Annotated in this window: 21 protein-coding genes and 1 tRNA gene; 19 read left to right on the top strand and 3 right to left on the bottom strand. The window is 35.5% G+C overall.

Annotated features, from left to right (window positions below):
• Positions 1 to 88 precede the first annotated feature (88 nt).
• The 5 genes from ACLI50_RS19545 to ACLI50_RS19525 all read left to right on the top strand — a co-directional run bounded on the left by ACLI50_RS19545 (position 89) and on the right by ACLI50_RS19525 (position 7,505).
• Positions 89 to 1,819: a helix-turn-helix domain-containing protein gene (locus tag ACLI50_RS19545; protein WP_411414458.1), complete on the top strand. Its 1,731-nt coding sequence runs from the start codon at positions 89 to 91 to the stop codon at positions 1,817 to 1,819.
• A gap of 200 nt (positions 1,820 to 2,019) precedes the next feature.
• Positions 2,020 to 2,163 carry a hypothetical protein gene (locus tag ACLI50_RS19540; RefSeq protein WP_227942361.1) on the top strand — a complete coding sequence of 48 codons (144 nt, stop codon included), beginning with the start codon at positions 2,020 to 2,022 and terminating at the stop codon, positions 2,161 to 2,163.
• A gap of 64 nt (positions 2,164 to 2,227) precedes the next feature.
• Positions 2,228 to 4,453, top strand: a complete 2,226-nt coding sequence (locus ACLI50_RS19535; protein ID WP_411414457.1) for a CocE/NonD family hydrolase — start codon at positions 2,228 to 2,230, stop codon at positions 4,451 to 4,453.
• Positions 4,453 to 6,648: a lantibiotic dehydratase family protein gene (locus ACLI50_RS19530; protein WP_411414456.1), complete on the top strand. Its 2,196-nt coding sequence runs from the start codon at positions 4,453 to 4,455 to the stop codon at positions 6,646 to 6,648. The genes ACLI50_RS19535 and ACLI50_RS19530 overlap by 1 nt, the downstream gene beginning before the upstream one ends.
• A gap of 5 nt (positions 6,649 to 6,653) precedes the next feature.
• Positions 6,654 to 7,505 carry a thiopeptide-type bacteriocin biosynthesis protein gene (locus tag ACLI50_RS19525; RefSeq protein ID WP_411414455.1) on the top strand — a complete coding sequence of 284 codons (852 nt, stop codon included), beginning with the start codon at positions 6,654 to 6,656 and terminating at the stop codon, positions 7,503 to 7,505.
• A 58-nt stretch (positions 7,506 to 7,563) separates the two neighbouring features.
• Here the strand turns inward: ACLI50_RS19525 and ACLI50_RS19520 are convergent.
• Both ACLI50_RS19520 and mce read right to left on the bottom strand, forming a co-directional pair.
• Positions 7,564 to 7,637: transfer RNA gene (locus ACLI50_RS19520), tRNA-Ile, on the bottom strand.
• A 62-nt stretch (positions 7,638 to 7,699) separates the two neighbouring features.
• On the bottom strand, positions 7,700 to 8,098 hold the full coding sequence (mce, locus tag ACLI50_RS19515) for a methylmalonyl-CoA epimerase (RefSeq protein WP_137905486.1): 399 nt from the start codon (positions 8,096 to 8,098) through the stop codon (positions 7,700 to 7,702).
• A 92-nt stretch (positions 8,099 to 8,190) separates the two neighbouring features.
• Between mce and rbfA the strand changes: the two genes are divergently transcribed.
• The 7 genes from rbfA to ACLI50_RS19480 all read left to right on the top strand — a co-directional run bounded on the left by rbfA (position 8,191) and on the right by ACLI50_RS19480 (position 16,098).
• Entirely contained in the window at positions 8,191 to 8,550 is a 360-nt protein-coding gene (gene rbfA / locus ACLI50_RS19510) for a 30S ribosome-binding factor RbfA (protein ID WP_002983518.1), read from the top strand.
• Between the two features lie 3 nt (positions 8,551 to 8,553).
• Positions 8,554 to 9,759, top strand: a complete 1,206-nt coding sequence (locus tag ACLI50_RS19505) for an ABC transporter permease (RefSeq protein ID WP_202843668.1) — start codon at positions 8,554 to 8,556, stop codon at positions 9,757 to 9,759.
• Positions 9,760 to 9,838: 79 nt separating this feature from the next.
• Positions 9,839 to 11,632, top strand: coding sequence for an endonuclease (locus ACLI50_RS19500; protein WP_411414454.1), 1,794 nt, complete (start codon positions 9,839 to 9,841; stop codon positions 11,630 to 11,632).
• A 63-nt stretch (positions 11,633 to 11,695) separates the two neighbouring features.
• Positions 11,696 to 12,433, top strand: coding sequence for a shikimate dehydrogenase family protein (locus ACLI50_RS19495; RefSeq protein ID WP_411414453.1), 738 nt, complete (start codon positions 11,696 to 11,698; stop codon positions 12,431 to 12,433).
• 74 nt (positions 12,434 to 12,507) lie between these two features.
• Positions 12,508 to 14,307, top strand: a complete 1,800-nt coding sequence (locus ACLI50_RS19490; protein WP_411414452.1) for a DUF349 domain-containing protein — start codon at positions 12,508 to 12,510, stop codon at positions 14,305 to 14,307.
• Positions 14,308 to 14,371: 64 nt separating this feature from the next.
• The gene (gene ribD / locus ACLI50_RS19485; protein ID WP_411414451.1) at positions 14,372 to 15,397 is read left to right on the top strand and encodes a bifunctional diaminohydroxyphosphoribosylaminopyrimidine deaminase/5-amino-6-(5-phosphoribosylamino)uracil reductase RibD; all 1,026 of its coding nucleotides are present in this window, start codon (positions 14,372 to 14,374) and stop codon (positions 15,395 to 15,397) included.
• 95 nt (positions 15,398 to 15,492) lie between these two features.
• Positions 15,493 to 16,098 carry an IMPACT family protein gene (locus tag ACLI50_RS19480; protein ID WP_227942420.1) on the top strand — a complete coding sequence of 202 codons (606 nt, stop codon included), beginning with the start codon at positions 15,493 to 15,495 and terminating at the stop codon, positions 16,096 to 16,098.
• On the opposite strand, the gene ACLI50_RS19475 is transcribed toward ACLI50_RS19480, so the two are convergent.
• The gene (locus ACLI50_RS19475) at positions 16,095 to 16,805 is read right to left on the bottom strand and encodes a zinc metallopeptidase (RefSeq protein WP_171006330.1); all 711 of its coding nucleotides are present in this window, start codon (positions 16,803 to 16,805) and stop codon (positions 16,095 to 16,097) included. The genes ACLI50_RS19480 and ACLI50_RS19475 overlap by 4 nt on opposite strands.
• 104 nt (positions 16,806 to 16,909) lie before the next feature.
• Here ACLI50_RS19475 and ACLI50_RS19470 point away from each other — a divergent pair, with 104 nt between their 5' ends.
• From ACLI50_RS19470 to nuoF, 7 genes are all read left to right on the top strand, one after another.
• A complete protein-coding gene (locus ACLI50_RS19470) occupies positions 16,910 to 18,037 on the top strand; it encodes a GNAT family N-acetyltransferase (protein WP_411414450.1) in 1,128 nt (375 codons plus the stop codon).
• Between the two features lie 490 nt (positions 18,038 to 18,527).
• The gene (locus ACLI50_RS19465) at positions 18,528 to 18,899 is read left to right on the top strand and encodes an NADH-quinone oxidoreductase subunit A (RefSeq protein ID WP_034693436.1); all 372 of its coding nucleotides are present in this window, start codon (positions 18,528 to 18,530) and stop codon (positions 18,897 to 18,899) included.
• A gap of 94 nt (positions 18,900 to 18,993) precedes the next feature.
• The gene (locus tag ACLI50_RS19460; protein ID WP_002983540.1) at positions 18,994 to 19,554 is read left to right on the top strand and encodes an NADH-quinone oxidoreductase subunit B; all 561 of its coding nucleotides are present in this window, start codon (positions 18,994 to 18,996) and stop codon (positions 19,552 to 19,554) included.
• A gap of 6 nt (positions 19,555 to 19,560) precedes the next feature.
• A complete protein-coding gene (locus tag ACLI50_RS19455; protein WP_062675584.1) occupies positions 19,561 to 20,055 on the top strand; it encodes an NADH-quinone oxidoreductase subunit C in 495 nt (164 codons plus the stop codon).
• Between the two features lie 62 nt (positions 20,056 to 20,117).
• Positions 20,118 to 21,341, top strand: a complete 1,224-nt coding sequence (gene nuoD, locus ACLI50_RS19450) for an NADH dehydrogenase (quinone) subunit D (protein WP_002983543.1) — start codon at positions 20,118 to 20,120, stop codon at positions 21,339 to 21,341.
• A gap of 104 nt (positions 21,342 to 21,445) precedes the next feature.
• A complete protein-coding gene (locus ACLI50_RS19445; RefSeq protein ID WP_411414449.1) occupies positions 21,446 to 21,955 on the top strand; it encodes an NADH-quinone oxidoreductase subunit NuoE family protein in 510 nt (169 codons plus the stop codon).
• Positions 21,956 to 22,062: 107 nt separating this feature from the next.
• On the top strand, positions 22,063 to 23,421 hold the full coding sequence (gene nuoF, locus ACLI50_RS19440) for an NADH-quinone oxidoreductase subunit NuoF (RefSeq protein ID WP_089697000.1): 1,359 nt from the start codon (positions 22,063 to 22,065) through the stop codon (positions 23,419 to 23,421).
• Positions 23,422 to 23,428 lie beyond the last annotated feature (7 nt).

Below are 23,428 nucleotides of genomic sequence, written 5' to 3'. Positions count from 1 at the left end.
AGATCAATATACAACTGATAAACAAATACTTATATTTCATTGATAAAAATTCGATGATAATTCATAAATTTGCAGTGTATTTAGAAATATGAAGAAGTTTCATTTAATTATTTTAACTGTTTTCCCTGTTTTTTTCTTTTCTCAAAGCATAAAGGGACTAAAAATTCCAGACTCGTTAAAGAATAAAAGTTATAAGTATATTAATGATGCTTACAATAAAGTATTCCAGGTTGACAACGATAAAGCTGAGCTTTTAGCCAATTACATTCTATTAAAAGGAAAGAAAGAAAATAATAGGGACATCCTGTTTGATGGATATTATAATATAGCACGGGTAAAAAATCTGAAGAATGAAAACGGGCATCCCTTTGCAGATTCACTCATCTCTGCCTCAAAAAACGTTAATAACTACGATTACCCGGCAAAATCTTATATATTAAAGGGTATTTTATTCAACAATGAAGGGAAATACAAAGAAGCTTTAGATGAATATACTGTTGCTATCAATTTGAATAAGGCTGAAAACAAGGAACAATTTTATTATGTAAGCAAGCTTATTGCTATATTAAAAACTGCGACAGAGGAGTACGAGGAGGCTTTGCCACTTTTTATAAAATATTACAATTATGAAAAGGATAAAGTTAAAAATACAAACCTCGATGCTAAAAACTATATTTCGTCCATTTTTTCCTTAGCTAACATCTATACAAAATGCAAGGATTATAAAAAAAGTATCCGGTTTGCAGATCTCGGATTGGCAGAATGTAAAAAGTATAATGATTACTCCAATTACAATTATCTGCTTATGATAAAAGGAATCAGCCTTTTTTATTTAAAGGATTTTTCGTCATCTTATGTCATTTTATCCAACATTGAAAAAGGATTAATTAATAGTAAAGACTATATTAATTTAGGTATTTTATACTATTATCTTGGAAAAATAAAATATGAAAATCACAAAGAAGAAGAGGCTGTAGAGTATTTTAAAAAAGCAGATTCTATTTCCTTCAATTTTAACGGCTTCGAGGCCATAAAAAGAGATGGATATGAAATTCTAATTGATTTTTATAAAAAGAAAGGAGACCTCAAAAATCAGCTAAAGTACATTGACAACCTGATGTATAGTGATAGTATAATAGCTGTGAACCGAAAAAATCTTTCAAAAGAAATTCTGAAAAAGTATGATACCCCTTTACTTATGAAAGAAAAATTAAATATAATTGATAAACTGAACCATCAGAATATATGGTTAATAGTTTCTCTGTTATTTATTACTTTACTTTTCATATTTATTATCCGAAAAAACAGGAAAAAGATAAAAGAATATGAAAAACAGGCTAAAATACTGTTAGAAAAACCTGTAATAGTTCCTGCTCCTGTATTTATAGAGGAAATTAAACCAGAAAGTAACACAGCTCCCTCTGCTTCTATTGAAAGAAAAGAAAAGACGACCAAGAATGATCTCTCTACCAACTCAAAATTTAAAATATTAATTGACAAAATTGAGGAATTTGAGAAGACAAATAGCTTCCTTGCGAAGAATATTACATTAGACTCTCTTTCAAAAGAGTTTGACACCAACAGAGACTATCTTTCTAAGCTCGTGAATGAATTAAAGGGTAAAAACTTTTCACAATATCTGAACGAACTTAGAATTAATTATATCGTCGAAGAATTAAAATCTAACGAGAAAATAAGAAAACATACCATTGCTGCAATTGCAAATGATATAGGCTACAACAACGCTGAATCTTTTACGAATGCTTTCAAAAAAATAACGGGGACTCTTCCTTCTTACTACATAAAAGCACTCAACTAAACCAAAACAACAACACATTAATTAACAATACGTTACCACCTGATCTTATCGAAATTTATCAATTTCGGCATGTATATTTTCGTTCTTAGCAAGATTAGAACTTTATTTGCACATCAATTTATTAAATCAATTTTAAATCATTTTTACTAGTGAAAAAGCTTAAGAAAACAGAAAAAAAATTATCTTTAAACAAACTTCAAATGTCTAAAATAACACGTGGACTGAATTCCATAAGGGGAGGTTTAGGTATAGACAACCCAGGTTTTGCAGGAGACAATGGAGCGAACGACACAGTTGTAAATAAAACACTTGATACGATCGATATCCAAACAGGAACAAACTAAAAATTTAATAACTACTTCAACATTTTATCAGTAATTTTGGAAAAAATTACTGATTTTTCATTCTATGAAATACATATTAATTGTACCTTTCTTTTTATCATGTACTATTATTTTTTCTCAGAAAATAAGTATTAAACATTTTAATGAATACAATATTGAAAAACTGCAGCCTTTAATTTCTTATTTAAATTCTGAAATACAAAAGAATTATAAAGAAAAAGACAAGGCGGTAAAGTATGATAATCTTTTCAGAGTAAGTATGGCAGCACAAAACTATGATACTGCTTTAAGTCAGCTTGATTCAGTACGCAGTGTTTACAGAAAAAGTAATCCCATTATTTCATATGCTATGGGAACACAGTATGAAATTTACATAAATGCTCAAAAAAATAAAGATTCGCACAAAAATTTTCAGGAAAAATATAAAGAAGAATTTCTCAAAAAATATGAAAGTCTGCCTATAAAAACACAGATCATACTTCCCCGCTATTTCAATGGTGATACCGAGAAAACAAAAAAAGAAATTCTGGCTACTCTTAAAAATGATTTTGAGAAAAAAGACAGCGTAGATCTGAAAAAAGCTTTACAACTATGCAGAAGTTATAACTCATATATAACAGGACCTACATTTGATATTGCTAAAAATTATTTAAAAGAACTCGACTCCAGGAACTTTGAGGTAAAAGACAGTTTATTAATCAATAATGAAATTAGTATAAGGGTTGTTTTAAATAAAAAAATAGCTAGTCCGGAATCTACCATCCTGGTCAATTCCATCTATCCTGATGCAGAAGATGCGAATGATCAAAAAGTACAGGCAAGCTATGGTTATCATTCTGTTTACATATATCCCAGAGGAAAATATACGAGTAACGCTGCCATAGAACCTTTTGAGCATGAGCAGGAAGATATAAATAAGGTTATAGACTGGGTGATAAAACAGCCATGGAGCAATGGCAAAGTAGGAATGATCGGAGGCAGTTATCTGGGATTCAGCCAATGGGCAGCCGCTAAAAATATTCATCCGGCTCTAAAAACTATTATTCCACAGGCCTCTGTAGGAATTGGCGTAGTAGATTTCCCCATGAATAATAACATCTTTGCTTCCTATTCTCTTCGTTGGATTAACTATGTTACCAACAATAAAATGCTTGATGCAGGTTTTAAAGATGAAGATCAATGGAATTCTGTTTTTAAAAAATGGTATGAAGGTGGTGAGGCATTTAACAAGTTGGATTCTATTGCCGGTAAAAAAAATATCATATTTCAGCGCTGGTTAAAGCATCCGGCATTTGACAGCTATTGGCAGAAAATGATTCCTTACAAAAAGGAATATTCTAATATCAACATCCCGGTTTTAACCATTACGGGATATTATGATTCTGATCAGCTGGGAGCGTTATACTATTTCAGAAATCACTATAAATACAACAAAAACGCTAATCATTATTTGATTATCGGGCCCTATGATCATTCGGGAGCTCAGGGTTATATCAAAAATAATCTAAAAGGATATACTATTGATTCTGAAGCCAATATGGATATCGCAAATATAACAATGGAATGGTTTGATTATATTCTGAAGGGTAAATTAAAACCAGCTTTCTTAAAAGATAAAATTAATTATCAGGTAATGGGAACCAATAAATGGAAAAGTACTTCAAGCATTGATAATTTTGATAAAAATAAATTAAAATTCTATATCACAAGCCAACATCAGCTTTCTCCAGCAAAAGATAGAGATAAAGACTTCACACCACTTACGGTAGATTTAAAAGACCGTACCAATGCAGATGAGCTTTTTAAGCAAAAAGATAACGTGCTGGATAGTAAAATTTACAGTCCGGACGCCGTTGTATTTTCATCAAAGCCATTTGAAAAACCGGTGGAATTTACAGGAAATTTTGTGGGTAATCTGAAATTATCTGTTAATAAAAAGGATGTTGATGTATATATGAAACTTTATGAAAAGACCAAAGAAGATAAATATTTTCTATTATCCACCTATTATGGAAGAGCAAGCTATGCTAAAAGCTCAGAGAAAAGAAAATTGCTGTGTGAGAACAAAGAAACAAGTATAACTGTTACCAACAATGAATTTGTAAGTAAAAAAATGGAAAAAGGAAGTAAACTGGTTTTAGTATTAGGAGCTATAAAAAATCCACTTATGCAGATCAACTATGGAACAGGAAAAGATGTAAGCGAAGAAACCATCAAGGATGCTGCAGTTCCTATGGAAATAAAATTTTACAATAACAGCTTTATAGAAATCCCTATTTCACTTAATTAATGCCACGTTTTCCATTTCAGTTTTTTGATACATTTGTTGTCAGATCACCTATTTTTTCATACAAAGAATTTCAGGATAATTTCTCTGGTGAAAACTTCGCCAAGGGATCTTTAGAAAAATATTGCAACCATACAATTTTTAGAGAAGCTATTTATTTAGCTTCTCTTTCCTTATATGATGAGATAGAGAAATTGATGGATCGTGAACATACAACGTCTAATTTGCCAAATGAAAAAACAAAGATTTCATTATTAAAATATTATAACCGCTCAAGTACCCGCTGTACCCCATTTGGTTTATTTTCAGGAGTTAGTATAGGAAAATTTGAAAAAGAGACTCTATTTCCGATATTCTCAGAGCCTACAAAAGTAAGAGATACAAAGCTGGATATGCATTTTTTAGTAGCGCTATCAGAGCAGCTTCTTTTAATTCCGTCCATTAAAAATAGTATCTCTTTTTTTCCTAACAACAGTATTCATAAGGTTGGAAATAAAATTCGCTTTGTAGAATATGAAAATACAGGAGGAAAAAGAGATTACATCATTTCTTCCGCTCCCATTTCCAAAGAGTTAGAACTTATACTACAGTTTTCAGAAACGGGTAAAACAATTGACCAGCTTGCCAGCTCTCTTGTTCATGAAGATATATCTTTTGAAGAAGCCCGGGAATTTATTGATGAGCTTATCGGAAATCAGGTTTTAATAAGTGAAATTAATCCAACAGTTTCGGGAGGAGATTTTCTGGAACGATTAATTTATATGCTAAACAAAATTGGCAGGCATCAGGAAAAAGATATTTTGGTTGCTATTAAAAACAAGATCAGTGAACTTGATTTACATTTTGGAAATACGGCAGAAGCATATTCTGAAATTGAGGAACTCATCAAAAAGCTGAATGTACAATATGAAAAGAAATATCTTTTTCAGACAGATCTTTATTTTGAAGATGAAACAAATTTATCCTATCAATGGAAAAAAGAACTGAAGAAAGGAATCTCTTTTCTAAATAAAATTGCTGTTCCTTACAAAGAATCTGCTTTAGAAAAATTCAAAAAAGCCTTTTATGAAAGATTTGATAATGAAGAAGTTCCATTATCTTATGCTTTAGATCCGGAAATAGGAATTGGCTATTTACAAGATATTCCGGCCAAAGGAGTTCATCCTTATATTGAAGATTTAATCCTGCCCTATTCTAATCAGAAACAAGAAATTCAGGTAAATCTTAATCCAGTACAAATTATTCTCAATCGTAAATTACAAAAAGCTTATTGGAATAAAGATCATGTAATACATTTAACTGATGATGATTTTAATGGTTTTGAGGAACAGTGGAATCAACTGCCAGATACATTGTCCGTTATGACCGAAATCATTTCAGAAAATCAGCAGGAAAAATTATTTTTAAAATCTGCCGGTGGAAATGCCGGAAAATTATTGGGCAGATTCTGTTCAGAAAAATCATCTATAAAAGATTTGTTGAAAGCCATTGCTGAAAAAGAACAGGAACTTAATCCGGACAAAATTTTAGCAGAAATTGTACACTTACCCGAATCCAGAATTGGAAATGTGATCAGAAGACCTTCTATAAGAGAATATGAAATTCCTTATCTGGCGGGCTCTGCATTAGAAAGAGACAATCAAATTTTTGTGGAAGACTTGTACCTGTCCATAAAGAATAACCAGTTATTCCTAAGGTCAAAGAAGCACAATAAAGAAATTATTCCTCATCTTACGAATGCCCATAATTATTTAAACAACTCTTTACCTGTCTACCATTTTTTATGCGATTATAATAATCAGAATGTAAAACCTCATTTATCATTTAGCTGGGGTGGTTTATCCCAAATCTATGATTTCCTGCCAAGAGTTGAATATCAAAATATCATTTTGTCTAAAGCACAGTGGAAAATTGATCCTGAACAAATTCATTATTTTGATTCCATTCTTCAATCTGGTAAAAGAGAGCTTTTGTTTCAAAATATTGAAGAGTGGAGAAAATTAAAACAAATTCCACAATGGATACAGTGGGTAAAAGGAGATAATACACTGGCGGTCAATCTGAAAAATTATGATTTAATTCAAATGTTTTTATCATCCGTAAAAAATGAGAAACTAATTTTTATTGAGGAGTTCCTGTATAATGATCAGTCAGATTATATTCATCAATTCGTTTTCTCTCTTTATAAAGATCTATAAATAAGATGATAACCAGAAAATTTCATCCGGGAAGTGAATGGCTTTATTTCAAAGTTTACACCGGGATCAAAACTTCAGATACTATTTTACAGGAAGTTATAGAACCATTAGTTGAACAATTACAAATTCAAAACCTTATTGATCAATGGTTTTTTATACGATATAACGATCCTAAACCCCACCTGAGAATAAGATTAAACCTTAAAAATATAACTGCCTGTAGTATGATCCTGGGAATGATCAATTCCTTATTTAAGGACTATCTGGAATCGGGAGAAGTCGCTTCTATCATTATGGATACCTACTCAAGAGAACTTGAGCGTTATGGTGAAAACACGATAGGATACGCGGAAGACCTCTTTTTTAAAAGCAGCCAATTGATTTTAAACTTTCTGGAATACAGTGATGAAGAAAAGATCATTACTTCTTTATTTTATATAGATCAAATTTTATCAGCATTCAACCTGTCTCCTGAAGAGAAAATAGAGTTTGCAAAGCGTTCTGAAAATGCTTTCAAATCAGAATTCAATGCAGATAAGAACTTAAATAATCAGTTAAAGAAAAAGTATAATGAGTTTTATCCTCATTACTTTGAATTTATTACCTCTGAGGAATATGAAGAAATCAGAAATTTAATAAAAAGTAATATCACTGAAATTGCATTAAAGCCTGAAGAACTTTCAAAATTAGAAAATGATAATGTATTAAAAATAAAACCCAAAGATTTCTTCAAAAGTGTTTTTCATATGCATATTAACCGATTGTTTATTTCCCATCAAAGATTATTTGAGATGGTGGTTTATGATCACTTATTCCGTATTTATAAAACAAACAGAGCCTATTCTCTGAAAAAATAAATTTGAATTTTGTGAAAAATAAAAAACCGCTCACATGATGTAAGCGGTTGATTTTCTGTGGTCCCACCTGGGCTCGAACCAGGGACCACCTGATTATGAGTCAGGTGCTCTAACCAACTGAGCTATAGGACCTCAAAACTTGGTTAAATTTTGTGTTTGCAAAAATAGTAAAATTTCTTTCACTACAAAATTTTTTATTGCTTTTCTTGGCAAAGTTCTACCAGCACGCCGTTGGTGGACTTCGGATGAAGGAATACAACTAATTTGTTATCAGCACCTTCTTTCGGTTCTTCGGAGATAAACTGAAATCCTTCTTTTTTTAATCTTTTTACTTCCTCAAGGATATTTTCAACCCCAAATGCGAGATGATGGATGCCCTCTCCCTTTTTATCAATAAATTTAGAGATCGGGCTTTCAGGATTACTGGCTTCCAGCAGCTCGATTTTACTTTCTCCTGTTTCGTAAAAAGAAGTTACCACGCCTTCTCTTTCCACTGTTTCTTTTTTATAGGATTCTTTTCCTAATAGTTTTGTAAAAAGTTCATCAGAAACACCTAAAGACTTTACGGCAATACCAATATGTTCTAGCTTCATAAATAGTAATCAATATAATTAATCGTAAATTTGATACTACAGTTGAATTTCAAAGTATCAATTCAAACAAAAGTACTAAATTTGCAGAAATTATGGAAAGTAACAGACAAAGAAAAGTAGCACAGATCATTCAGGAAGACTTCGCGGAGCTTTTCCGCAAACAGGCTGCAGAAAGCAAACAGAGCATATTGGTATCTGTTTCAGATGTAAAAGTAACTGCCGACTTAGGAATTGCCAAAATTTATTTAAGTATTTTTCCACAGGAGTTCCGTACCGCTGTGATGAAGGAGATTGAAGAAAACAAACCTCAATACAGAAATTTCATTGGCCAGAAAATGGCAAAGCAGGTGCGTATTATTCCACAACTTAACTTTTACCTGGATACCGCTCTTGATGATGTTGAAAGACTGGAAAGAGAATTAAGAGGCGAAGGCGACAATCCTGTTTTATAGATCTTGAAGAATATTGCATTTTACATAGCATCCAGATACCTTTTGGCTAAAAAAGGAAGTACTGCCGTTACGTTCATTACGTGGCTGGCCGTAGGTGCCATGACGGTTGCTGTGGCTGCAATGTTCGTCATTATTTCGGTATTTTCAGGACTTGAAGACCTGAATAAAGACCTTATTTCCAATCTTCATGCTGATCTTACTTTAAAAAGCACTTCCGGAAAAACAATTAAAAATCTGGATAATGTCACAAAAACTCTCATCAGCAACAAAGAAATCAGCAGTTTCTCCCGTGTTATTGAAGAAAAAGTTTACATCAGCTTCAATGGAAAGGGTGACATTGCCTATTTAAGGGGTGTAGATTCTGCCTATGTAAAGGTAAATCCTATCAATAAAGAGGTATTCTACGGAACGTATCCAAGTTTCAGATATTCGAATGAGGTATTAATGGAGAACAGTCTGGATAACAGACTATCAATTCCTGTAGATTCTTCCAATCATTATGCAACAGTCTTCATGCCCAAACCGGGAACAGGGATTATCACCAAGGAAGAAGACATCTATAATAAAAGAGATATTCTGGTAACGGGTGTTTTCCCCGGAAAAGATCAGCTGGACAATTATATCGTTTCTCCAATTGAGCTTACGGAAGAATTACTTAGTCTTCCTAAAAATTCGGCTTACCAGATTGTTATTAAATTGAAAAATCCGGAAAATGCAGATGCAGTAAAACAAAGTCTGCTTTCTTCACTGGGAAAAAATATTGAGATCAAAACCAAGGAAGAAGAGAATGCTGCTTTCTGGAAAATGATCAACACTGAAAAGCTTTTTATTTACCTGATCTTTGCGTTGGTTATCTTTATTACCACCTTTAATCTTGCCGGAGCCATTATCATCCTTCAGCTTGATAAAAAAGAGCAGGCAAAATCATTGATATCACTCGGCTTTCCTTTAAGCCATTTAAGAATGACCTATTTCTACACCGGACTCCTGATTGTTATTTCCGGAGTAATTACCGGATTAATTTTTGGAACAGCACTTTGCTATTTCCAGCTTTACACAGAATTCTTCAGAGCCAATGAGGTTCTGCCATTCCCGGTAAAAATTGTAGGAAAGAACTATCTTATTGTAGCCCTTACGGCTTCCTTATTTGGAATCACTATTTCTTGGTTCTTTTCAAAAATCAGCAAAGAATATATTACTAAAAACTAATATTTTAAGTTTATATATTACACACAATTAATATACTTGGGTTTCATTTTTTCGTACCTTTACGCCCCAATTTTAAAAAATGAAACAAATTTTATCTTTTTTTCTTTTAAGCGTTGCATTTATGAGCGCTTTGGCACAGGCTCCGGCTGGATATTATAACCAATCGCCAACCTTAACAGGTGCAGCTCTGAAAACAGCTCTGAAAACTATTATCAGCAACGGACATATAGACAATGGCTATGGAGGTTTATGGACTGGCTATGCCACTACTGACCGTGATTATTTTTATGAAAATGACGGAACAATTCTGGATATTTATTCTGAAAACCCCAATGGAGCGGATCAGTATAATTTCACCCTGGGAACCAGTCAGTGCGGATCTGCCGGATATTCTAATGAAGGTGACTGCTACAACAGAGAGCACGTTGTTCCTCAAAGTTTGTTCAACAATGCTTCCCCAATGGTCGCTGACATTCATTTTATCCGTGCTACAGACGGAAAAGTAAACGGAATGAGATCCAACTATCCTTTCGGAATTGTAGGAACCCCTTCTTTCACCTCTAAAAACGGATCAAAACTAGGCACATCTGTATCTGCAGGATATGCAGGTACCGTATTTGAACCCATTGATGCTTTCAAAGGAGATATCGCAAGAATGATTCTTTATTTTGTAACAAGATATGAGGATAAACTTCCTAACTTCACTTCCGGTGATATGCTTGGCAACACAGCATTTCCGGGATTACAGCCCTGGGCACTTAATCAGTATTTAGCGTGGAATGCAATGGATCCGGTATCGCCGGAAGAAATTGCCAGAAATAATGCTTCTTATACTTACCAGGGAAACAGAAACCCTTTCATTGATCACCCTGAATATGTTACCCAGATCTGGGGAGCTCCGGTTATTGACAGCCAGGCCCCTACAGCAGCAACCAACCTTGTTGCCAGCAATCCAACTTCAAACTCTATTGCTTTAAGCTGGACAGCTGCAACAGATAATGTGGGAGTAACATCTTACCAGATTTACGCCAACGGAACATTAAAAGCTACTGTTTCAGGGACAACTACATCTACTATTGTTTCAGGATTATCTCCGCTTACTCAATATACATTCTATATCATTGCTAAAGATGCTTTCTCAAACTCTTCTCCACAAAGCACAACCGCTACAGAAACCACTCTTGACACACCTGCCGGAGGAGGAAGCTGCGGAACTGAAAATTTTGAAATGATCACCGGCCCTGTAAATACATACATGACAGTAAACTGGACCAACAATGGAATTTCATGGACTGCTACAGACGCAAGAGTTGACCAGACCATCAATAATAAAGCTATTACCATAAAAAATGGAACTTTAACAAGTTCAACTTTCTCAGGTGGAGTTCAGAGTTTAACATTAACAACTCAATTGAAATTCTCCGGAAGCGCAGGATACTTCAATGTTCTTGTAAACGACGTCAATGTAGGAACTATTCCTTACAGTAATGTTGTTACTACAACTACCATTAATAATATAAATGTAAGCGGAAATGCTGTCATTAAACTGACCAATTCTTCTCTTACCAACAGAGTGGCTCTGGATGATCTTAGCTGGACATGTTTCGGAACTACGTTAGCTACCACTGAAAACCAAAAGGACAAATCAGACTTCACTATCTACCCTAACCCGGTAAGAAATAATGAATTATTTGTAAAAGGAGAAAACCTTAGCAAAATTTCAAAAGCTGATATCTATGATCTTTCCGGAAAATTAATTGAAACGATCGCCAACCCTTTCAGACATTCAAATAGGATCAGCCTTAAAGGTTTGCTTAAAGGAACTTACATTCTGAAAACAGAAAATTTCTCTACTAAATTTATCGTAGATTAATTATTAAAAAATATTTCAAATTAAAAGACTGGATTTATCCGGTCTTTTTTTTACTTTTGATAGATGGATTCCAATAAAAAATTAGGATTGATAGGACGAAACATTTCCTATTCTTTTTCTAAAAAATTCTTCGAAAACAAGTTCCAAAAGCTCATGCTGAAGAACTTCTCCTACGATATTTTTGATCTGAACGAAATTAATGAAGTAGAAAAACTTTTTGCTTCTCCGGACCTTTTAGGTTTCAATGTAACGATTCCTTACAAAGAAAAAATAATAGATTATCTGGATGAATTAAGTGATGAAGCGGAGAAAATAGGCGCCGTAAACTGCGTTCTTATTCAGGATGGTAAAAAAACCGGCTATAATACAGATGCATTCGGTTTTGAAAAGACGCTTCTTTTGCACAGAAAACCTTCACAGGATAAAGCCTTGATTTTAGGAAACGGAGGAGCTGCAAAAGCCGTCAAATATGCTTTGGACAAGCATAATATTCCTTCAGCCACCATTTCCAGAAGTACGGAAATCAATTTTGAAAATCTTGATCAGGAAACTGTTGCTGAACATAAAATTATCATTCAGTGTACGCCGGTAGGTACTTTCCCGAACGTGAAAGACTGTCTTAATTTTCCTTTTGACGGGCTTTCTTCAGATCATCTGGTTATCGACCTGATTTACAATCCCAATTACACCCAATTCATTATCAATGCCTCTGAAAAAGGAGCAAAAACTGTGAATGGCTATTATATGCTTGAACAGCAAGCAGAAAAAGCCTGGGAAATTTGGAATTTTCAAAAAAAATAACATAAATTAGTACTTTAATTGGCCTTACAGCTATATTTAAAGGATATTAATGCCACTCACATAAAAGATTTGCTATGACTACAGAAAACAATCTTTCTGAAAACGAAGAAAAGAAAAATCCTAACGAAGTATCTCAGGACACATCAGAAAACACGGTTTCTCATGATGCAAACCACCATGACGATGATACAGAACATCTGGATGAACATGAAGAAGAAATTTCCCTTGCCGATGCTTTAAAGGAAATGGAAAAAATCATCAACACTCCCAACGCCGGTGAGAATTTCAAAAGATTCAATCAGCTGAAGGAAAAAGCAAGTCATTATATCCATGATGAAGTGGAAGATAAAAAGCATGAATATGTAGAAGCCGGAAATCCTGCTGAAAATTTCAGCTATGAACATCCATCTCAGGCAAAATATTCTGCATTGGTTAATATCTTCAAGGAAAAACATGATGACTTCCAGAAAGGACAGGAAGAAGAACAAAAGAAGAATCTGGACCACCGCCAAAGTATTATCGAACGACTTAAAAATCTATACACAAGCTCTGAACCGGGAATCAATCTTTTCAAATCTATTCGCGAGATTAAAGAAGACTGGTCAAAAGCCGGACAGGTTGCCAAGTCTGAATTCAAAATTCTTAATAATAATTATTTCCACCATCTGAATCAGTTTTATCAGATGCTGGATCTGAATAAAGAATTCTTGGAACAGGAATACAGCCACAACCTGGAAAAGAGAGAGCATATCATTGCCCGTGCTAAAGAGCTTGAAAATGAGCCTGTAATTCAGAAAGCGTTAAACGAGCTTCAATATCTTCATAAACTCTGGAAAGAAGAAGCAGAGCCTGTTGCTGAAGAGTTCCGCGAAAAAACATGGGAGGAATTCAAAGAAATTTCCAACAAAATTCACGAAAGGAAGTCTGAACTTTCCGCATCCATTGAAAAAGAACAGACTGTAAACCTTGAAAAGAAGAATGAGATCATCTCTGAAATCAAGAAACTGTCTGAACCTTCGGAAACGCCCAACCACAACTACTGGCAGAATGCCATTAAAAGAGTGGAAGATCTGCGTTCTGAATTCTTAAAAACAGGAAGTGTTCCAAGAAAACTTTCCAACCAAAACTGGAATGATTTCAAAACGACACTAAGAGGCTTTAATACAACGAAAAATAATTACTACAAATCGTTGAAAGGTTCTCAACAGGCGAATCTTGAAGAAAAATTAAAACTAATCCAGACTGCACAGGACAATATGAATAACGAGGAATGGGATATCGCCGTTCCGTTATTCAAAAAACTTCAGGAAGACTGGAAAAAAATCGGCCACGTTCCAAAGAGCATGACCAATAAAATATGGGATGAATTCCGTGACGCCTGTAATGCATTCTTCAACAATTACAGAGAGAAGAGCAATACTTCTACCGACAACTGGAAGGAAAACTATAAAAACAAAAAAGCCCTTCTTGATGAACTGAAAGAAGTTTCCAATGAAGAAGGAAGCATCGAAAGAATTGAGCAGATCAAAACTTCATGGAATAACATCGGAAAAGTTCCGAGAGACAAAATTTCAATCAACTCTGAATTCAACAAAACATTAAGAGAGAAACTGAAAATAAATAAAATCAACGAGCTTGAACTGAAAGAAGAAGGTTTATCTGAAAATCAGCTTACCGACAAAGCAAGAAAGATCAAAAATCAAATCTCTGACCTTGAGGCAGAAATCGTTAAACTGGAAAACAACCTTTCTTTCTTCAACAAACCTTCGAGAGAAAACCCTCTGTTAAAAGATACTTACAATACGATTGATGAGAAAAAAGCTCATCTTGAAACATTAAAACAAAATCTCCACAGCATTATCAGTGGAGAATAACACATAACAAAATGAATAAAGGCGGAGCAAAGCAATTTGTCTTCGCTTTTTCTTTTTATAAAACATGAACAACGACGAATTTTATATTAAAAGATGTATAGAGCTGGCTCGTAAAGCTCTTGGAAACACCTATCCCAACCCTCTTGTAGGAAGCGTTATAGTACACAATGGAGAGATCATTGGCGAAGGATACCATCACAAAGCCGGAGAAAACCACGCAGAAATCAATGCCATCAATTCCGTTAAAAATAAAGATCTGATCCCGGAATCAACGATCTATGTATCTCTGGAACCATGTGCCCACTATGGAAAAACTCCGCCTTGTGCTTTAAAGATTAAAGAACTGGGATTTAAAAAAGTGGTGATTGGTGCTATGGATTCCCATGACAAAGTGAACGGCAAGGGAAAAAAAATCATTCAGGATGCTGGAATTGAAGCCGTATCAGGAATTCTTGAAAAAGAATGCATTGAACTGAACAAAAGATTTTTCACCTACCACGAAAAGAAAAGACCCTATATCATTTTAAAATGGGCAGAATCCGGTGATGGTTTTCTTGATAAAGATTTTAAACCGACTGCTGTTTCAAACTCGTTAGTGAATCAGTTTGTTCATCAGTTAAGAGCTGACGAGCATGCCATTTTAGTAGGAACTCAAACTGCATTAAATGACAATCCAAGCCTTACCGTAAGAAATGCAGAAGGAGTAAACCCTGTCCGGATTTTAATTGATTTTGATCTAAAAGTTCCTGCCAGCTTCAATATTTATAACAATGAAGCAAGAACATTGGTTTTAAATTCTGTGAAAGAAGCTATTGAAGGACATATTCAATTCATTAAAATCAACAAGGCTGATTTTCTGGCTGAACTCACGGAGGTATTGTATAAAGAACAGATACAGTCAGTTATTATCGAGGGCGGCCGTTTTACGCTGCAGGAATTTATTAATGCAGGTCTCTGGGATGAAGCAATAGTGATAAAAAATGAAAATCTTATCCTTGAAAATGGTACAAAAGCCCCTGAATTCAATTATACACCTACTAAAGTTGAAAACTTCAGAGATAATACGATCTCATTTTTCAACCAAAAATAAAAGAAAAGCCGTCTAAACTGACGGCTTAATTTATGATCATGGTGCAGAATCGTAAAGCATTTAATATTTTTGCATCAACAAAGCAGGAACCTCCAATGACGTTTGAATATAAAACCATAGAAAAACCCATAGAAAATACTCTTTTAAAAGAAAAAGGGAGCAAATTCATCGGATTTGCTTTTCCGGTAACCAATGAAAAAGAATTAAAGAGTGCGCTGGAAAAGATCAGAGAAGAACATCCGAAAGCCACTCATCACTGCTATGCCTTCAGAATGGGATTAAATGGTGAAAATTACCGTGCCAATGATGATGGTGAGCCTTCCGGAAGTGCAGGTTTGCCAATTTACAACCAGCTTCTGGCTAATGAAATCACCAATGTACTTGTCATTGTTGTCCGTTATTACGGGGGAACCAAATTAGGGGTTTCAGGATTGGTAAAAACCTATAAAGAATCGGCAAAGATCACATTGGAAGAAGCCAGCATCATTACCAGAGAACTGGAAACAGAAGTAGAGATCCGGTTCAACTTCAATCAACAGAATACGATTTTCACCTTACTTTCAAAATTTGATGCTAAAGTTTTGAACTTCGATGCGAATGAAAACTGTATTCTTACCGCCTCACTGAAACTGGCACAAAAAGAAAGCATCTCAGAAAAGCTTTCCGAGATGCAATATGTTTCATTTGAATTTAATGACTAATCCCTTCTTCCACCAAGAAGCAAAGATGCCCAGTAAAGAAGTTGTGCCAGAGAGCCTAAGGCTGCCACCACGTAAGTTCTTGCTGCCCATTTCAGGCTGTCCTGTACTCCAACAAACTCTTCTGCAGTTACAGTTCCTGTATCTTTAAGCCACTTCATCGCCCTGTTACTTGCATCGTATTCCACGGGAAGCGTTACAAAAGCAAAAAGAGTGGTCATCGCAAACATTGCTACTCCGATGGCAAGAACAGTCGTATTTCCATTTGGGTTTTCAATTGTTCTTGATGCCGCCATTACTGCGATACCCGCAATAAGAACAAACTGCATCAGATTAGAACTTATATTTACAATAGGAACCAGCTTTGAACGTAAATTCAGCATAGAATATCCTACCGCATGCTGCACTGCATGTCCGCACTCGTGAGCTGCTACTGCCGCTGCCGCTGCATTTCTCTGCATATAAACTCCTTCCGAAAGGTTCACTGTTTTATCTGCCGGATTATAGTGGTCCGTCAACTGCCCGGGTACTGATATTACCTGAACATCATTTATCCCGTTATCTCTCAACATCTTTTCCGCTACTTCTTTGCCTGAAAGGCCATTTCGAAGGTGTACATTGGAATAATATTCAAATTTCGATTTCAATCTGGACGAAACCCACCAGCTCACCAACATTGAAATACCAATAATGATATAATAACCCACCATTTTATATAAATTTTGTGTTTAATTTTACCCATAATCATATAAAAACTGTGCCAAAGTATACGATATTATTATTTATATTTGTCCTTTAATTCCTCTCAAAAAACATGTCTACAGTTTCAATTATTGAAGTAAAAACAGCGGGTCAGCTCAAGCAATTCGTAAAGTTTCCGATGGATTTGTATAAAAACAATCCCTACTATGTTCCGTCTTTTATCAATGACGAAATCAACATCTGGAATGCTGATGAAAATCCTGCGCTTCAATATTCTGAGGCAAAACAGTATCTTGCCTATAAGAATGACAGGATTGTAGGAAGAATTGCCGTTCTGATCAATCATAAGGAAGAGAGAGAATTAGGAATTAAAAAAGTTCGTTTCGGATGGATCGATTTTATTGATGATGCTGAAGTTTCAAAGGCATTAATTCAAAAAGTAGTTGATTACGCTAAAGAAAAAAGTATTGACAAAATTGAAGGGCCTATGGGCTTCACCAATCTTGATAAAGCTGGAATGCTGGTAAAAGGTTTCGACCAGCTTGCAACCATGATTGGAATTTACAACCATGCTTATTATCCTCAGCATCTTGAAAACCTGGGTTTAATCAAAGAAAAAGAATGGGTGGAGTTTGAAATCATTTTCCCTGAAACCTTACCGGATAAAATCCACAAGTTCAATCAGCTTATTTCTGAAAAGTACAAACTGAGAGTTTTAAAATTCAAAACGAAAGAAGAGATTATTCAGTATGTGGATCCTATGTTTGATCTTTTGGATGAAACTTACAAACACCTTTCCACGTACACCCCTATTTCGGACGAGCAGCGTAAAACCTACAAAGAGAAATATTTCAAACTCATCGATAAAGATTTTATTGTATGTATCGCTGATGAAAACAACAATCTGATCTCATTTGCCATTACAATGCCTTCTTATTCCAAAGCGCTGCAAAAATCCGGAGGAAAACTGCTTCCATTCGGCTGGTGGCATTTCTTACAGGCAGGAAAGAAAAATGACAGAGCCAATTTTTACCTGATCGGAATTCACCCTGATTATCAGAGAAGAGGAGTCACTTCTATTATTTTCAAAGAAATCTGGGATATATTCAGAAAAAAGGGAGTAAAATACCTTGAAACCAACCCGGAACTCGAAGAAAACAAAAGTATTCAGCTGTTGTGGCAGGATTACAATCCGGTAAATCATAAAAGAAGAAGAACGTATTCAATGAAACTCAAGTAATTGATAATCTATCTTATATAACACCTAAACTTTGAATTTTATGAAACCACAGCTCATTATATTTGCTATTTTAATTGCTGGATTTATCAGTTATAATATCTTTTTCCAGTCACCTGATGACAAAACAAACACCGTAATCAATATTCTTTTTGCTAGTATTCTTTTTGGATATATTTCCTTTATGGCCTATACTCTTTTGAAAAAAATGAAAAAATAGACGATAACCATAGCCCAATAGGTCATTTAATCACTTGTTTTTATTCCTCAATAAATAAATTCAAAATATCCACGATATACATGATGGGATGCAATTTTTCCAGAGTTACTACAAAAAAAGGGGAAAAACACCACGAAAAAATAATCATAAAAAGCTAATTTTTATTGATTCTAAATTACCGGTTTAGCTCATTTTCATCCGACTTTTAAGCTGATAAATTTCATGCTTTCTTGTTTATTCGCTAAATTTGCAAATTGAGATAATAATGCAAAAATGAATTTACCTGAAAGTTATATTCCAATCCTTATCCAGGCTGGTGTAGCAGTAGGATTTGTAGCGGTTTCTTTGCTTGGAGCACATTTCTTAGGTCCACAGCAGAAAAAAGGAAACTCTGTAAAAAACCAAAGCTGGGAATGTGGGGTTCCTGTAGAAGGAAACGCCAGAACACCGTTTTCTATCAAGTACTTCCTGACTGCGGTATTGTTCGTACTATTCGATATTGAAATCGTATTCTTTTATCCTTACGCTGTAAACTTCAGAGAATTCGGTATGGAAGGTTTCCTTGCCGTGCTTACATTCGTTGCGATCTTCTTCGTAGCGTTTTTCTATGTCTGGAAACGAGGCGCACTGGATTGGGATAAATAAATTTTAACATTAAAAGATTGAATAATTTAATCATTTAAAAACAGAGATGATTAAATTTATAAAAGTTTTAATCTTTAAATATCAACAAAAGAAAATGTCAGATAAAAAACCAGTAATAAGAACAGATGCACCTGCTCCCGAAGGCTATGAAGGAGAAGGGTTTTTCGCAACAAAACTGAGCAGTGTAATCGGGATGGCAAGAAAGTTTTCACTTTGGCCGTTACCCTTTGCAACCTCTTGTTGTGGTATCGAGTTTATGGCTACCCTGAACCCGACATATGATGCTTCAAGATTTGGTATGGAAAGAAACTCTTTCTCTCCAAGACAGGCAGATATGCTGATGGTTTGCGGAACTATATCAAAGAAATTAGGACCTGTCCTGAAAGAAGTGTACACTCAGATGGCTGAGCCGAAATGGGTGGTAGCAGTTGGAGCTTGTGCTTCCAGCGGTGGTATTTTTGATACGTATTCTGTACTTCAGGGAATTGACAAGATTATTCCGGTAGACGTTTACGTTCCCGGATGTCCTCCAAGACCTGAACAGATCATTGAAGGTGTAATGCAGGTACAGGCTCTTGCAGAAAGCGAAAGCATCAGAAGAAGAGACATGCCTGAATATCAGAAATTATTAGATTCTTACAACATAAGCAACTAAACGGAAATGACAAACGAATTTGTATTAGAAGCAATCACAAGAGAATTTCCGGAATCTGTCATTTCAAGCTCAGAACCTTATGGAATGTTGACTATTGAAGTGAAGAAAGAAGATATTAAGAAAATCATTCACTATCTGAAAGATTCATCACTGGAATTTAATTTCCTTACGGATATCTGTGGTATTCATTATCCTGAATTCCCTGAAAAGGAAATTGGTGTTGTATACCATTTGCACAATATGATGGCCAATTTCAGATTACGTCTGAAAATCTTTATGTCCAGAGAAAATATTGAAGTAGACTCTCTTGTAGAGCTATTTGCAGGAGCTAACTGGATGGAAAGAGAAACGTATGATTTCTATGGGATTAAATTTAAAGGACACCCGGATCTCAGACCTATTTTAAATATGGAAGATCTTGGATACCACCCAATGTTGAAGGAATATCGCCTTGAAGACGGTACAAGAACCGACAAGAACGATAGCATGTTCGGAAGATAAAAAAGCGAATGGCCAATGGCAGCTAGCCAATAGCCAGAAGCAAATAGCTAAAAGCAATCATTATGAAAGATAACTCATTATCTAATATACTAAACCAGTACGAAAGTAAGGAACAGATTGACGGACAATTATACACCCTGAATCTGGGACCTACCCACCCTGCTACGCACGGGATTTTCCAGAATATCTTAACGATGGACGGAGAAAGAATCCTTCACGCAGAGCAAACCGTAGGATATATCCACAGAGCATTTGAGAAAATTTCTGAAAGAAGAAACTATTCTCAGATCACTACCCTTACGGACCGTATGAATTACTGTTCTGCACCCATCAATAACTTAGGCTGGCACATGACAGTAGAAAAACTGATTGGCGTAGAAGTTCCAAAACGCGTAGACTATATGCGCGTTATCCTGATGGAGCTTGCCAGAATCGGTGACCACCTGATCTGTAACGGGGTAACCGGAATGGACTCAGGAGCTATTACAGGTCTTACTTATATGTTCATCGAAAGAGAACGTATTTATGATATGTATGAGCAAATCTGCGGAGCCAGAATGACAACCAATATGGGAAGAATCGGAGGTTTTGAAAGAGATTTCACTCCTAAATTCCATGAGCTGATCAAGGATTTCTTAAAAACTTTCCCACCAAGATTCAAAGAATTCTGTACTTTATTAGAAAGAAACAGAATTTTCATGGACAGAACCATCGGTACAGGAGCTATTTCTGCCGAAAGAGCTTTAAGCTACGGTTTCACAGGTCCTAACTTACGTGCAGCAGGGGTAGATTACGATGTACGAGTTGCGCAGCCTTATTCTTCATATCAGGATTTCGACTTCATTATTCCGGTAGGAACTTCAGGAGATACTTACGACCGTTTCATGGTTCGTCAACAGGAAGTCTGGGAATCAATCAAAATTATCAAACAAGCATACGAAAATCTTCCGGAGGGGCCATTCCATGCGGATGTCCCTGATTTCTATCTTCCTGAAAAGGCAGATGTATACCAGAAAATGGAAGCATTGATCTACCATTTCAAAATCGTAATGGGAGAAACCGATGTACCGAAAGGAGAAGTTTATCATGCTGTAGAAGGTGGAAACGGAGAATTAGGTTTCTATCTTGTGAGTGACGGAGGAAGAAGTCCTTACAGACTTCACTTCAGAAGACCATGCTTCATCTACTATCAGGCATACCCTGAAATGATTACAGGTTCTGTAATTTCAGATGCCATTGTAACGATGTGTAGTATGAATATTATTGCGGGAGAATTAGACGCATAAAAAGAAGATGTCAGACATCAGATTTCAGATGTTAGACTCTTCGCTTTATATATAAATTTAAAATCTGATGTCTGAAATCTGGCATCTGAAATCTTAGATAAAAAATGAGCGAAACAATAGCTTTTAAACCGGAAAGTTTAGCACAGGTACACAAAATTATCGCAAGATATCCTGAAGGAAGACAAAAATCTGCTCTTCTTCCTGTACTTCACTTGGCACAGAAAGAATTCGGAGGATGGTTAGATGTTCCTATGATGGATTATGTTGCCGGACTATTAAGTATCCAACCGATCGAAGTATATGAAGTGGCTACTTTCTATACGATGTTCAATATGAAGCCGGTAGGTAAATATGTACTGGAAGTTTGCAGAACAGGACCTTGTATGGTTTGTGGAAGCGAAAAAATTCTGGATCATATCAGAACCAAACTGAACATTAAGGATGGAGAAACTACTGAAGATGGTATGTTTACTTTAAAACCAGCTGAATGTCTTGGAGCATGCGGATACGCACCCATGATGCAGCTAGGGAAATTCTTTCATGAAAATTTAACGATAGAAAAAGTAGATGAAATCCTTGATCTTTGCAGACAGGGACAAGTTGCTTTAGACTAATAGAAATTTTAAATTCTACATTTTAGATTTTAAATTATTCAGTTATTTTCTTTAATAATTATAAAAAGCTAGAAGCCAATGGCCAATAGCGAAAAGCATAATAAACAATGAGTAAAAAACTTTTACTTAAAGACGCACATATAGAAGGTATCCGCTACTTTGAGACTTACCGTAAACAGGGAGGTTATACAGCAGCTGAAAAAGCCTTGAAGATGACTCCGGACGAAATTCTTGAAGAAGTAAAAGCTTCAGGACTGAGAGGTCGTGGTGGAGCTGGATTCCCAACAGGAATGAAATGGAGCTTTCTGGCCAAACCTGAAGGTGTTCCAAGACACCTTGTTGTGAATGCGGATGAATCTGAACCTGGAACATTCAAGGACAGATATCTGATGGAGTTCCTTCCTCATTTATTGATTGAGGGAATGCTAATTTCTTCTTACTGTTTAGGATCCAATACTTCTTATATCTACATCCGTGGAGAATATTCGTGGATTCCGGATATCCTTGAAGAAGCTATTGAAGAAGCTAAAGCAGCAGGATTTTTAGGTAAAAATATTTTAGGAACCGGTTTCGATCTTGAAATCTATGTACAGAGAGGTGGTGGAGCATACATCTGCGGTGAAGAAACGGCATTGCTTGAGTCCCTTGAAGGAAAAAGAGGTAACCCGAGATTAAAACCACCATTCCCGGCTGTAAAAGGTCTTTGGGAAAGACCAACAGTGGTAAACAACGTTGAATCTATTGCGGCAGTAGTTCCGATCATTGATATTACAGGTGCTGAGTATGCTAAAATCGGGGTGGGAAGATCTACAGGTACGAAATTGATTTCTGCTTGTGGGAACATCAACAAACCGGGTGTATACGAAATCGATATGACGATCACTGTAGAGGAATTCATTTATTCTGATGAATATTGCGGTGGTATTAAGGATGGTAAAAAATTAAAGGCTTGTATTCCTGGAGGAAGTTCTGTTCCGATTGTTCCAGCAAATCTATTGCTAAGAACCGTGAACGGAGAGCCAAGATATATGAATTATGAATCATTGGCAGATGGTGGTTTTGCTACCGGAACCATGATGGGTTCAGGAGGTTTCATCGTTTTGGATGAAGACCAGTGTATTGTAGAACACACCATGACATTGGCGAGATTCTACAATCACGAAAGCTGCGGACAATGTACACCTTGCCGTGAAGGAACGGGATGGATGTACAAGATTTTAAAGAAAATCGAGAAAGGAGAAGGAAAAATGGAAGATATCGATCTGCTTTGGGATATCCAGAGAAAAATCGAAGGAAATACGATTTGTCCGTTGGGTGATGCAGCAGCTTGGCCGGTTGCAGCAGCGATCCGTCACTTCAGAGATGAATTTGAGTGGCACGTGAAAAACCCAGAGTTGTCTCAGACACAAAATTATGGATTGGCACATTATGCTGACCCTATCCCGGCTGTTGAAAAGAACGCATAAGTAAAAG

The sequence above is a fragment of the Chryseobacterium cupriresistens genome (genome assembly GCF_046614675.1).
In the GTDB taxonomy this organism is placed as follows: Bacteria; Bacteroidota; Bacteroidia; order Flavobacteriales; family Weeksellaceae; genus Chryseobacterium; species Chryseobacterium cupriresistens.
The sequence above is the reverse complement of the archived record's forward strand: the minus strand, read 5'-3'. Positions and strand labels throughout refer to the sequence as shown.